At 36.5% G+C, this 13503-nt stretch carries 14 protein-coding genes; 13 read left to right on the top strand and 1 reads right to left on the bottom strand.

The features are described from left to right. Positions 1-701 precede the first annotated feature (701 nt). From IQI_RS02405 to rsmI, 10 genes are all read left to right on the top strand, one after another. Positions 702-902, top strand: coding sequence for a sigma factor G inhibitor Gin (locus IQI_RS02405; protein ID WP_064091149.1), 201 nt, complete (start codon positions 702-704; stop codon positions 900-902). Positions 903-1066: 164 nt separating this feature from the next. After that, entirely contained in the window at positions 1067-2494 is a 1428-nt protein-coding gene (locus IQI_RS02400) for an aminotransferase class I/II-fold pyridoxal phosphate-dependent enzyme (RefSeq protein ID WP_064091148.1), read from the top strand. A gap of 13 nt (positions 2495-2507) precedes the next feature. Then, positions 2508-3137 carry a dTMP kinase gene (tmk, locus tag IQI_RS02395; protein WP_064091147.1) on the top strand — a complete coding sequence of 210 codons (630 nt, stop codon included), beginning with the start codon at positions 2508-2510 and terminating at the stop codon, positions 3135-3137. A 137-nt stretch (positions 3138-3274) separates the two neighbouring features. Next, positions 3275-3604 carry a cyclic-di-AMP receptor gene (locus IQI_RS02390; RefSeq protein ID WP_064091146.1) on the top strand — a complete coding sequence of 110 codons (330 nt, stop codon included), beginning with the start codon at positions 3275-3277 and terminating at the stop codon, positions 3602-3604. Positions 3605-3628: 24 nt separating this feature from the next. Continuing rightward, a complete protein-coding gene (locus IQI_RS02385; protein ID WP_064091145.1) occupies positions 3629-4069 on the top strand; it encodes a YaaR family protein in 441 nt (146 codons plus the stop codon). A gap of 17 nt (positions 4070-4086) precedes the next feature. Next, the gene (gene holB / locus IQI_RS02380; protein WP_064091144.1) at positions 4087-5070 is read left to right on the top strand and encodes a DNA polymerase III subunit delta'; all 984 of its coding nucleotides are present in this window, start codon (positions 4087-4089) and stop codon (positions 5068-5070) included. A gap of 7 nt (positions 5071-5077) precedes the next feature. Beyond that, entirely contained in the window at positions 5078-5905 is an 828-nt protein-coding gene (locus tag IQI_RS02375) for a PSP1 domain-containing protein (RefSeq protein WP_064091143.1), read from the top strand. Between the two features lie 14 nt (positions 5906-5919). Continuing rightward, entirely contained in the window at positions 5920-6294 is a 375-nt protein-coding gene (gene yabA, locus IQI_RS02370; protein WP_064091142.1) for a DNA replication initiation control protein YabA, read from the top strand. A gap of 104 nt (positions 6295-6398) precedes the next feature. Beyond that, positions 6399-7142 carry a tRNA1(Val) (adenine(37)-N6)-methyltransferase gene (locus IQI_RS02365; RefSeq protein ID WP_064091141.1) on the top strand — a complete coding sequence of 248 codons (744 nt, stop codon included), beginning with the start codon at positions 6399-6401 and terminating at the stop codon, positions 7140-7142. 23 nt (positions 7143-7165) lie between these two features. Next, positions 7166-8038 (top strand): 16S rRNA (cytidine(1402)-2'-O)-methyltransferase, encoded by an 873-nt coding sequence (gene rsmI, locus IQI_RS02360; RefSeq protein WP_064091140.1) that lies wholly within the window; start codon positions 7166-7168, stop codon positions 8036-8038. 57 nt (positions 8039-8095) lie between these two features. Here rsmI and IQI_RS02355 read toward each other — a convergent pair whose 3' ends face one another. Continuing rightward, on the bottom strand, positions 8096-8377 hold the full coding sequence (locus IQI_RS02355) for an AbrB/MazE/SpoVT family DNA-binding domain-containing protein (protein ID WP_064091139.1): 282 nt from the start codon (positions 8375-8377) through the stop codon (positions 8096-8098). 504 nt (positions 8378-8881) lie between these two features. On the opposite strand from IQI_RS02355, the gene metG reads away from it, so the two are divergent. The 3 genes from metG (at position 8882) to IQI_RS02340 (ending at position 13434) form a co-directional block, all read left to right on the top strand. After that, positions 8882-10843, top strand: a complete 1962-nt coding sequence (gene metG, locus IQI_RS02350; RefSeq protein WP_064091138.1) for a methionine--tRNA ligase — start codon at positions 8882-8884, stop codon at positions 10841-10843. 343 nt (positions 10844-11186) lie between these two features. Then, positions 11187-11954 (top strand): TatD family hydrolase, encoded by a 768-nt coding sequence (locus tag IQI_RS02345; protein ID WP_064091137.1) that lies wholly within the window; start codon positions 11187-11189, stop codon positions 11952-11954. Positions 11955-12204: 250 nt separating this feature from the next. Beyond that, positions 12205-13434 carry a G5 and 3D domain-containing protein gene (locus IQI_RS02340; protein WP_082892557.1) on the top strand — a complete coding sequence of 410 codons (1230 nt, stop codon included), beginning with the start codon at positions 12205-12207 and terminating at the stop codon, positions 13432-13434. Positions 13435-13503 lie beyond the last annotated feature (69 nt).

Below are 13503 nucleotides of genomic sequence, written 5' to 3'. Positions count from 1 at the left end.
GTCTCCCCCTGTGAGAGTAGGACGTCGCCAGGCGAGTAGAAAGAGTAGCTCTTAGGAGTTACTCTTTTTTTGTTGGTTTGGGTGTTTGTTCACAATTTGGCGCAATTAATTGTGAAAGTGGCCCAATTCTCGAGTAAAGTGGCTCAATTTGTTTAACTTCTGGCCCAATTGAGCAAAGTGTGGGAATACAAGCCCCTTGAAATGACTACTTTTTCACCATTTTGCACATTCTAGCCTCGGTTTCGCACATTTACGTTGATTTTTCGCACATTCTTGCCATAATTTCGCACATTTCACCCCCGGTTTCGCACATTCCCCATCAAAACTCGCACATTCCTTCACATAACCCTCATCCAGAAGCACTCAATCCCACTACTTTTAAACAAAAACCTCTCATCAAACCAAAAAATTCAATAATAATCTAATAAAAAGTCACTCATTTTTTATTGTTTTTATCGTAGTTCAGAGAATCCCAAACCGTCACAGTTTCGCCCATTCCCCAAGCTCACTCACTACCCTTAAACAAAACACAAACAACCCTACTAAACTATAAATAATCTTTTTTACAAAGACATACACGGACCAGGCTGTTGTCACATAAAATAGACTACACTTGATTATTCTGTCAGTTGAAAAGTTTAAAATTATGTATACAATTTAGGTTTTTGAGGCAGAATAGATTGTATGGAGGTGGGGAGCCTATGTTAAATGCAGAGCGCAAGGCTAGTGGGGAACAGTGTATTGTTTGTCATATAGAAAAAACGGTTGGAATCCATCTATACACATCATTTATCTGCACGGAATGTGAGAAGGAAATGGTTCAGACAGAAACAAATGATCCGGTATATAAGACATTTATACAAAGGTTGAAAAAAGTAAATACTCCTCAAATTTATTCATAACCAAGTGGGAATGCTTGGTTATGTTTTTTTGTCATTTAAAAGGTCAATAGAAAGCTAGAAATCTATTTCCAACCCATCTATTGTGCCAAAGACCGACAATCAGTTTCTATGTTATGATACGTAATATATCTTATTTTGTTGGAGTAGTAGAAAGGATAAAAAAGATGAAACGAAATCATAGACAAAAACCTTTGGTTGAAACGATTGAAAAACATCTTCAGGGTAATCCTATTTCCTTTCATGTTCCTGGTCATAAAAATGGTTTGTTGTTACCGGAAAAAGACAGAAATCATTTTCTTCAGTCTGATTTAACGGAGTTAGCCGGACTAGATGATTTGCATGATCCACGTGAGGCGATTCAAGAGGCTGAAGATTTGTTAACTGACCTTTATGGTACATTGAAAAGTTATTTTCTAGTGAATGGAAGTACTGTCGGGAATATAGCTGCCATTATGGCTACTTGTTCTCCTGGGGATGTCGTGCTTGTTCAAAGAAACTGTCATAAATCGGTTTTGAATGGGATTAAGCTTGCGAGGGCTATTCCTATTTTAATAGAAACAGAATGGGATGCTGATGGAAGGATAGCATTAGGGGTCAGCCTTGAAGCAATGAAAGAAACACTAAAAGCTTATCCCTATGCTAAGTCCTGTATATTAACGTATCCAACTTATTATGGTTTTACCTATCCCATAAACCAAATCATAGAAGAATTACATAAGTATGATGTTACTTGTATAATAGATGAGGCTCATGGTCCTCACTTTAGTATAGGTTCACCATTCCCAACATCTACAATCAATTTAGGTGCAGATATTGTTATTCATTCTGCTCATAAGATGTTACCGGCAATGACGATGGGATCTTATTTACACATCACCAGTTCCCGGGTGAATGAGCAGAAAATAAAAGGGTACTTGGCTATGCTGCAATCCAGCAGTCCATCTTATCCGATTATGGCTTCACTTGATTACGCAAGATCTTATTTGGCGACAATTACTCAAGAAGATATCAGAAGTAATATTAATACAATAGAAAACTTTATAGGTGAATTAGAAAAAGTTCATCCCCAGCTCATTATAAAAAGAACCCATGATCCACTAAAAATCATCCTTCAATTTGAGGGACGGACTGGTTATGAGTTGCAACAATTATTAGAGTCACAGGGTATCTATACGGAGCTTGCTGATTCGAATTATGTTTTAATGATCCTTCCTTTATTGAAGAATCACCTTTCATTTCCTTATACAGCAGCCATTCAACGAACAAATTTGGCTTTGAAAAATGAGCCGATTCTGCCGGTGACAAATAGAATGTTTGCCGGAATAAATGAACGAATATCCCATTTCACAGCATTATCCTTAAGCTTTGAAGAGATGGAAAATAAAGAAGAAAAAATGGTATCATTACAAGAGTCAGAAGGAGAAATATCTTCCCAAATGGTGACACCATATCCACCAGGAATTCCACTACTAATACCTGGTGAGAAAATTTCAAAAACTGCCATTGAGCAGTTAACATATTTAATAGAAAATAAAGCAAATATACAAGGTCATCATGAGCTAGATGAGAAATGTGTGTATGTTTATCGATAGTTGGAGGGTAAAAATGAAAAGAGGATTATTTATTACAGTTGAAGGTCCTGAAGGGGCAGGCAAATCTACTATATTAATCGAGTTGTATCGACAATTAGTAGAGGATGGCTTTGATATCATTCAAACCAGAGAGCCTGGAGGAATTTCGATTGCAGAACAAATTCGAGAAGTCATTTTGAATACAGAGAATACCGAGATGGATGAGCGTACAGAGGCGTTATTATACGCTGCAGCTCGTAGACAGCATCTGGTAGAAAAAGTCATTCCTGCTCTTGAGGAGGGGAAAATTGTAATATGCGACCGTTTTATTGACAGCTCTTTAGCTTATCAAGGTAAGGCTAGAGGAATCGGGATGGATGATGTCATGAATATTAATCAATTTGCCATTCAAGAAACGATGCCTGATCTCACACTGTACTTTGATATTGATCCAGAAGAGGGCTTAAAACGGATCTCCAAACATAATGGCAGAGAAGTCAATCGGTTAGATTTAGAATCAATAGAGTTTCATCAGCGTGTTCGTGAGGGATATGAAACCTTAATTGAGCAATACCCGGATCGAATCAGAAAGATTGATGCCAGCCAGAGCAAAGAGGAAGTATTTTCATCAGCATATCAGGTTGTAAAAGCATTTTTAACATAAGGATAAAGGAGAGGTGACTTCATGTGCAAAGGTTGTAAAAGAAGTTCGCCTCTTTTTTTTATGAAACATATAAGTAGGATGGGTTTATTGATATAATAGAAGGAAGTATATGGTGTTAAAACGGAGGAGTAAACAAAATGAAGTTAATTATGGCAGTAGTTCAAGATAAAGATAGCAATCGTTTGTCTAATGCTTTGATGGATCATAATTTTCGTTCGACAAAGTTAGCAAGTACAGGTGGATTTTTGAAATCTGGGAATACGACATTTATTATCGGTACAGATGATATTCGTGTTGATAAAGCATTACAGGTTATTAAAGACAATTGTCAGTCCCGTGACCAAATGGTTGCCCCTGTTTCTCCAATGGGAGGAAATGCAGACTCTTATGTTCCTTACCCAGTGGAGGTAGAAGTAGGAGGCGCAACGGTATTTGTTCTTCCAGTTGAGCAATTTCATCAGTTCTAATTATAACAAGTGAGGGAGTAAGCCATGAAAATTAACCAAGACCAAAGGGTGTCCTTAGATAAACCTCAAAGTGGACTTAAGTCTAATGGTATGGGTCAAGTTAAGTTTGGCCAACTTGTTCAAAAACATGATCAGAAAATGCAGATGGAGCAATTAAACAAGATTCTCGTTACAATCGAGGATGCGGGAAATCGTTTAGCTAAATCAAGAACATTTAAAGATCTAGCCAAATATAAAACGTTGGTCAAAAAATTTGTAAAAGAAGCAGTTGATTTTGGAATGGACCTGAAACAATCTCATACGTGGAATCAGTATGGGGAAGGTCGGAAACTCAATATTGTAGAAACGATAGACCAGCAGCTTGTAGAATTAACGGAAGAAGTTTTAAATAAAGAGAAAAATTCTATTAATGTATTAGGTAAAATAGGAGAAATCAAAGGATTACTTATTAATCTTTATATGTAAGAGAGTGATGTTTCGATATGAAGTTTGAAGAGATACAACCATTTCAGCCCATCGTCCTTCAGATGCTTCTTAATAGCATCCAAAAGAATCGTGTTGCCCATGCCTATTTATTTGAAGGTGAGAAAGGGACACGTAAGAAAGAAATGAGCATTCTGTTCGCGAAAGCATTGCTATGTGAAAAACCTGTGGATGGGAAAGCGTGTGAAGATTGTTCAAACTGCCGAAGAGTAAATAATGGGAATCATCCCGATCTTCATCTTATTGAACCAGATGGGCTCTCCATTAAAAAAGAACAGATAAAAAAACTTCAAGAGGAGTTTTCTAAAACAGGTGTAGAATCTAAGAAGAAAATCTACATTATTGTTCATGGAGATAAAATGACAGCAAATGCTGCCAATAGCTTGCTCAAGTTCTTAGAAGAGCCGTTAGCAGATGCGACAGCTATTCTGATTACAGAAAATATTCATCGCATCCTTCCAACGATTCTTTCAAGATGCCAGACGATTTCCTTTAAACCGTTACCGAAGGAACAACTAACGAAACAATTATTGGAAGAAGGTATTCCACCTCATTTGGCGACATTGGCAGCAAACTTAACGAACCATTATGAGGAAGCTGTTGAAATATGTCAAAATGAGTGGTTTGCACAAGCAAGAATAATAGTGTTAAAATTATATGAAGTCCTCCAAAAAAGTCCCTTCCAAGCAATGGTGAAAATTCAAGAGGATTTTGTACAGCACTTCAAAGAAAAAGATCAAGTTGATCGAGCATTAGATCTTTTACTTCTGATATATAAAGACTTACTTCATATCCAGTTAGGAAAAGAAGAACAGCTCGTGTACCCGGACCAAAAGGAAAACTGGAAATCAAACGCCCTTCAAGTATCTACAAACCGTATTTCTACTAATATGACGGCAATACTTGAAGCAAAACGAAAATTGAACGCTAATATGAATTCGCAGCTGCTAGTAGAACAGCTTATGCTAAAACTGCAGGGGTGATGGTCCTTTGTACGATGTTGTAGGAGTACGCTTTAAAAAAGCGGGAAAAATCTATTATTTTGACCCGGGTGAATTGGACATTCAAAAGGATAGCTATGTAATCGTTGAAACTGTCCGTGGGGTTGAATTTGGAAAAGTAGTCGTAGAAAGAAAGCAAGTTGGAGAAAATGATGTAGTGCTTCCTTTGAAAAAAGTGATTCGTATCGCTGATCAAAAAGATCGTTTAATCGTAGAAGAAAATAAATCATCTGCTACTGAAGCCTACAATGTATGTTGTGATAAAATTAATCAGCATCAATTAGATATGAAATTGGTAGATGTAGAGTATACATTTGATCGTAATAAAGTCATATTCTATTTTACCGCTGATGGACGAGTTGATTTCCGAGAGCTAGTGAAAGATTTAGCTTCGATTTTCCGTACACGCATTGAACTTCGTCAGATTGGCGTTCGAGACGAAGCAAAAATGCTGGGTGGTATAGGTCCTTGTGGCCGCATGTTATGTTGTTCTACCTTTTTAGGAGATTTTGAGCCAGTATCGATTAAGATGGCGAAGGATCAAAATTTATCCCTTAATCCAACGAAAATTTCAGGTTTATGTGGTCGCTTAATGTGCTGCCTTAAATACGAGAATGACGAGTATGAAGCAGCAAAAGAAGAACTGCCTGATATTGGAGAAGTGATTAAAACACCTCATGGAAAAGGTAAAGTGGTAGGTCTTAACATTCTAGAAAGAGTTCTTCAAGTAGAAATAAAGTCAGAAGAACGAGTACTGGAATTCACGTTAGATGAAATTATGAACGAAGGTGCCGTATCATTCCAAGCCACAGAGTAACGGGGTGTAGTGTCGTGGATAAAAAAGAGTTCTTTGATTCAGTCAGTAATATGGAACAACAAATTGGTCATTTATATCATCAATTAGGTGAGCTCAAGCAATGCCTAGCTGAAGTATTAGAAGAGAATAATTCTCTAAAGCTAGAAAATGAACATTTGCGCCGAAGACTGGAACACACAGAGAACTCACCAAAAAAGGTACAACCAAACAGTGATGCGGGTATGACGAGCGAGTCAGACTTAGAAGATAAAACGCTGGATATTGGAGAAGGTTATGATAATCTTGCTCGATTATACCAGGAAGGATTCCATATCTGTAATATACATTTTGGAAGTCCTCGTAAGGATGAAGATTGTTTATTTTGTCTCTCTTTCTTAAATAAGAAGTAATGAGATAAATATATGCTTCAGAATAAAATACAGATTGAAAAGGACTGATCCGTTCGAATGGGGTTGGTCCTTTTTCATGATAAAGTGTAAAGCGGAGGAAGCTCATGGTCGTATTAAAAGAAGATGAAAGATTAGATTATTTATTAGCGGAAGATATGAGGATTATTCAAAGTCCATCCGTGTTTTCATTTTCGTTAGATGCTGTGTTATTAGCTCATTTCAGTAATATTCCTGCTCGAAAGGGGAAGATTGTTGATCTGTGTTCAGGAAATGGGATTATCCCATTATTATTGAGTGCTCGAACGAATGTGGAGATTACAGGGATTGAAATACAAGAACGATTAGCTGATATGGCAAATCGAAGCATTCTTTATAATAAAAAAGAAAATCAAATATCAATAAAACAAGGGGATGTAAAGGAAATTGATAAATTGTTACATCATTCCCACTATGATGTTGTAACATGTAATCCCCCCTATTTTGAATCGGCACCAGGGAAAATGGAAAACATGAATGAACATTATACGATTGCCCGACATGAAGTCCTATGCTCCCTGGAAGACACGATTCAGGCTTCAAGCTATCTCCTTAAACAAGGAGGGAAAGCCGCCTTTGTCCATCGTCCTGGTCGTTTAATGGATATTTTAGCATTAATGAGGAAGCATCGAGTTGAACCGAAACGGTTGCGCCTGGTTTATCCAAAACCAGGAAAAGAAGCAAATACCCTTTTAATAGAAGGAATGAAGGATGGAAAACCTGATTTAAAAATCCTTCCTCCTTTATATGTGTATAATGAAAATCATGAATATACAACTGAAGTCCATGAAATACTTTATGGAAAAGAATAAGATTAGGAGGTGAGCGCTTTCCTATGAATCAACAGAAAAGCTTTCAGGAAAGTGAAAGAGGCAGTTTATATTTAGTTCCCACTCCAATAGGAAACCTGGAGGATATGACGTTTCGAGCAATCAGAGTCATGAAGGAAGCAGATGTGATTGCAGCAGAAGATACACGAAACACGAAAAAACTTTGCAATTACTTTGAGATTGATACACCAATCATTAGTTATCATGAACACAATAAAGAAGCAAGTGGTCCAAAATTAATCGAACGAATGGAAAAAGGAGAAACTGTTGCTCTAGTGAGTGATGCAGGGATGCCTTCTATTTCAGATCCTGGATATGAGCTAGTACAAGGAAGCATCGAAAAGGAGCTTGCTGTTATACCTCTACCTGGCGCAAATGCTGCTCTTACAGCCCTGATTGCTTCAGGACTAGCCCCACAGCCTTTTTATTTCTATGGCTTTTTACAAAGAGGGAAGAAAGACAAGCGGGAGGAATTAGAAACACTTCGAACCCTGCAGGATACTTTCATTCTATATGAATCTCCCCATAGACTTAAAGAAACATTAAAGGAATTACACCAAGCCTTAGGTAATAGAAAAATGGTGATTTGTCGAGAGCTTACAAAGAAATTTGAAGAGTTCATTAGAGGAACAATAGAAGAAGTAATAGAGTGGTCTAATGATGGGGAAGTAAGAGGTGAATTCTGCTTGCTTATAGAAGGAGCAGATCCTTCAGAAATAGAAGAAGTGGATACATGGTGGGAAAGTTACAGTTTACAGGAGCATGTTCAGCATTATATAGATGAGAAGAATATGTCTTCGAAAGATGCAATCAAAGAAGTGTCTAAAGAAAGATCACTCCCGAAAAGGGATGTCTACCAAGCCTACCACGTTGAATAGAGAAATCCCGTCAAAAAAGGACTGAGTCTACTAGACTCAGTCCTTATATATTAATTATTATTTAGTTTCTAATGATTGTTGAATTTCTTTTAATAGTTGATCTGCACCTTCACGGCTTAGAATTAATTTACCATCAGCAAGTTTGATGTTATCATCAGAAACTTCACCTGTGATTTGGCAAGTCATGCTTGGCTTATATTTCTTTAAGATGATTCTTTCATCGTCTACATAGATTTCTAAAGCATCCTTCTCAGCGATACCTAATGTACGACGTAATTCGATAGGAATAACGACACGACCTAATTCATCAACTTTTCTTACAATACCTGTAGATTTCATTTGAAAAACTCCTCCAAATTATATTATTTATTTTCTCTCTCTAGTTCGTCAAGATTCGACAAATTTCTTTTGTTGCTACTATCATACCAACGAATTGGAATATCGTCAATAATTATATTTGTAAATTATTAAGAAAAAATGGATAACTGAGCACTGATATAATAAGGTTTATTATATATTGTAAATTATTGTATTACCAATTAAATATTATTGTATAAAAAGAAATCCGTGTCTAATATTGTCGAATAATCTTTATTTTTTATACGAGTTCGACAAATTTAGACAAAAAATACAGAGATATTCGACAAAAGTCTAATTTTACGTCGTTTAGTTGCAGAATCACTTTATTTTAGGTATATTTTGATGAGATAAGAGGTTAAGATGATAGGTAAGGCTATATCTAATCGAATCACTCATTTACATAATAAAAAGTCACCATAGACCATTCGACTTATTCGTTTTTTTTATGGGGGCAATGAATGAAAAATTGAGGAGGAATTGAACGTGGAAGAAAAATTGAAAACCTTCTATATTACAACACCAATTTATTACCCAAGTGGGAATTTACATATTGGTCATGCATATACAACGGTTGCAGGAGACGCTATGGCAAGGTACAAAAGAATGCGTGGTTACGATGTTATGTACCTTACAGGAACAGATGAACATGGACAAAAAATCCAACGAAAAGCTGAGGAAAAAGGTGTCACACCTCAACAATATGTAGATGAGATTGTTAGTGGTATTAAAGATTTATGGGGGAATTTAGATATTTCTTACAATGATTTTATCCGTACCACTGAAACTCGTCATAAAGAGATTGTCGGAAAAATTTTCAAACAGCTTGTAGATCAAGGAGATATATATTTAGATCAGTATGAAGGTTGGTATTGTACTCCTTGTGAATCTTTCTTTACTGAACGACAATTAGAAAATGGTAATTGTCCAGATTGCGGAAGACCAGTAGAAAAAGTAAAAGAAGAATCCTATTTCTTTAAAATGAGCAAGTATGCCGATAGACTTCTTGCTTTTTACGAAGAAAACCCAGGGTTTATTCAACCAGAATCACGTAAAAATGAAATGATAAATAATTTTATTAAACCAGGATTAGAGGATTTAGCTGTATCAAGAACGACCTTTGATTGGGGAGTGAAGGTACCAGGAGATCCGAAACACGTTATCTATGTGTGGATAGACGCTTTATCGAATTACATTACTGCCTTAGGGTACGGTAGTGAAAATGATACGGACTATTTAAAGTATTGGCCAGCTGATGTTCATTTAGTAGGAAAAGAAATTGTACGTTTCCATACGATTTATTGGCCAATTATGTTAATGGCGTTAGACCTTCCTCTACCTAAAAAAGTATTTGCACACGGTTGGCTGTTAATGAAGGACGGAAAAATGTCTAAGTCTAAAGGAAATGTCGTGGACCCCGTAACACTTATTGATCGTTATGGACTTGATTCTCTTCGTTACTATTTATTGAGAGAAGTACCTTTTGGTTCTGATGGAGTATTTACCCCTGAAGGCTTTGTAGAGAGAATTAATTTTGACCTTGCAAACGACCTCGGGAACTTACTTAATAGAACTGTTGCCATGATTAATAAGTATTTTGATGGTGTCATTCCAGCATATGTTGATTCAAATGGAGAGTTTGATCAAAGTCTTTTAGATATAAATAAAGAAACCGTTAAGAAATATGAAGAAGCGATGGAAAACATGGAGTTCTCCGTTGCACTATCAAGCTTGTGGCAGTTCATTAGCCGTACAAATAAGTACATCGATGAAACTCAGCCTTGGGCTCTTGCAAAAGAGGAAGACAAGAAGGATGCTCTAGGAAGCGTCATGAGTCACTTAGCAGAATCCTTAAGAAGAGTAGCGGTTCTTTTACAGCCGTTCTTAACAAGAACACCTCAACAGATTTTCGAGCAATTAAACCTTCATGATGAAAAGCTTCGAACATGGGAAAGCTTAGAGTCATTTGGAATGATTCCAGCAGGGACAGAAGTGGTGAAAAAGGGAGAACCTATCTTCCCTCGTTTAGATCTTAAAGAAGAAGTTGATTTTATTAAAGAAAAGATGCAAGGATCTGCTCCTGCACCTGTTGAAAATAAAGAAACACCAGTTGCTGATGAATCTGAAGAAATAACCTTCGATGATTTTATGAAAGTAGAGCTTCGAGTGGCAGAGGTTATAGAAGCAGCTCCTGTTAAAAAAGCAGATAAACTACTGAAATTACAATTAGATTTAGGAACAGAAAAGAGACAGGTTGTTTCTGGAATTGCAAAATTTTATAAGCCAGAAGAGTTAGTTGGAAAGAAAGTAATTTGTGTGACGAACTTAAAGCCAGTAAAGTTACGTGGTGAATTATCACAAGGAATGGTTCTGGCAGGAGAAGAAAATGGAACACTTTCTCTTGCAACCATTGATCAAACATTACCAAACGGAACGAAAATTAAATAGAAATCGTAAAAAAAGGATGTTCCACGTGGAACATCCTTTTTTTTGGTTTGTTATTCTAAGATAGTAATATTTTCGTTTCGTAGAGTTTCAATAAGTGTTTATATTATTTATATATAACAAATATAAATGAGAGAAACAAAATATTTTCGAATTCAGCCAGAAGTCTATACAATAAATAAAGATTGAACATAATGATAGAGGAGAGAGTTGGACAAGTCCTTACTAAATGGACAGATTAAATTTCTCCTTTGTATCCAAAATTTGTAATGTAAATGTCATGCTACTGTGATGCTTGTCATCCACTTTTATAATAAACTAATCTCGATTACAAGGAGTGTCATAAATGTTATTCGATACACACGTTCATTTAAATGCTGAACAATTTAATGAGGACTTAGAGGAGGTTATGTCAAGAGCAAAAGAAGCTGGAGTTGAAAACATGGTTGTAGTTGGTTTCGATCGACCTACCATTACCAGGGCAATGGAGCTTGTTGAACAATATGAGTTTTTATATGCGAGTGTAGGTTGGCACCCAGTGGATGCAATCGATATGACAGACGAAGATTTAATCTGGATAGAAGAGCTCGCTTCTCACCCTAAAGTGGTAGCACTAGGAGAAATGGGACTAGATTATCATTGGGATAAGTCTCCAAAAGAAGTTCAAAAAGAAGTATTTAAAAAGCAAATTCATCTAGCAAAAAAAGTTAAACTCCCTATTATTATTCATAATCGTGAAGCTACTCAAGATATCGTTGATATTCTTAGAGAAGAAGGAGCAGAAGAAGTTGGGGGAATTATGCATTGCTTTAGCGGAAGTTCTGAAATTGCTCAGGAATGTGTAGAAATGAATTTTTATATCTCCCTTGGGGGCCCAGTAACATTTAAAAATGCCGTAAAACCAAAAGAGGTAGCTAAAGACATTCCCATTGAGAAGCTATTAATTGAAACGGATTGTCCTTATCTAGCACCTCATCCTAATAGAGGGAAAAGAAATGAGCCAGCTTACGTCAAATTAGTAGCTGAACAAATTGCAGACCTAAAAGAAATGACTATTGAAGAGGTTGGAAAAATTACAACAGATAATGCAAAAAAATTATTCAACATAAACTGATAAGGGATTTTGTCGAGAATTGAGAGAGCTTGTCCGATTTTTTTATGAAAACAAAAAGTTCTACATGACTTTCTGCTTTCATAGGATAACCATGTCGATAACTCTCCCTTTCCTTTTTCTTTGTTTTTATGCATAATATGTTTTATGTTCCCTGGTTTTCAATATTTTGCTAGATTAAGAAAAAAGAAGTAAGGGTTGACAGTCGCTGGAATACTCTTTATAATCACTCCGAGAAAAGGAGGCGTTTTTCATGAAGCCTAAAAACATGAAAAGCCTGTTTTCCAAGTCTTTGAGTCGAAGGAAATGGATTGTTACGATTGGAATATTAGTAACATCTGCAGTTGCATTTGGAATTCTTTTTTATGAAGGATCTAGAAACACTGTAGCATTGACTATCGACGGCGAGCAAAAAGAGATTAGAACAAAAGCAGAAACAATTCAAGATATATTAAAAGAATTAGAGATTTCAACCCGCTCAGAAGACTATTTGTATCCCTCGGGTACAACGAAGGTCTCAAATAATATGAAAATTGTTTGGGAACCGGCAAAACAGGTAGAAGTATTAGTAGGAGATCAGAAGAAAAAGGTTTGGACGACTGCTGATACTGTCGGAGAACTACTTTCTGAAACAGAAGTGGAATTAGGGGAACATGATAAGGTGCAACCCGCCCTATCGAACAAGATTACTGGGAATATGAAGATTACGATTAATACCGCATTTCCACTTAAACTAGTAGATGGTGGGAAACAGAAAAAGGTATGGTCTACTTCGACTACGGTCGCTGACTTTTTAAAGCAACAAGGAATTACACTAAAGAATACTGACCGTGTTGAACCAAGTTTAGACAAAGTAGTGAAAGCTAATGATGTCGTAAATGTCGTTCGAGTTGAAAAAGTCACCGATGTAGTGGAAGAGACAACAGATTATACCGTCGTTTCACAAAAAGACTCAAAACTATCCAAAGGGAAAGAAAAAGTAGTCCAAGAGGGTAAAAAAGGTTTAGTCGAAAAGAAATATGAAGTTGTGAAAGAAAACGGTAAGGAAGTATCCAGAAAATTAATTAGTGAAAAAACAGTAAAAGAAAGCCAAAATAAAATTGTAAATGTAGGAACGAAGGTTTTAGTGGCGCAAGTATCACGTGGAAGTTCTTCATCTGCTTCATCTTCAGTCTCAGCAGCGCCAAGTGGAGGCAGAGAGTTCTATGTTAGCTCTACGGCTTACACTGCATTTTGTAATGGCTGCTCCGGGTATACAGCAACAGGTTTAAATTTAAAAGCTAACCCGAACTTGAAGGTTATCGCAGTGGACCCGTCCGTTATCCCGCTAGGTACAAAGGTGTATGTAGAAGGATATGGATATGCAGTAGCGGCAGATACTGGGGGAGCTATTAAAGGAAATAAAATTGATGTATTCTTCCCAACTAAGTCAGATGCCTATCGTTGGGGCAGAAAAACCATTAAAATAAAGATATTGAATTAAGAGCAGGGAGTTATCCTGCTTTTTTTTAATTACTGGAGAAAACCGTTATACTATATGTGTGAGACTGTT

The sequence above is a fragment of the Rossellomorea aquimaris TF-12 genome, assembly GCF_001648555.1.
Taxonomy (GTDB): Bacteria; Bacillota; Bacilli; order Bacillales; family Bacillaceae_B; genus Rossellomorea; species Rossellomorea aquimaris.
The sequence above is the reverse complement of the archived record's forward strand: the minus strand, read 5'-3'. Positions and strand labels throughout refer to the sequence as shown.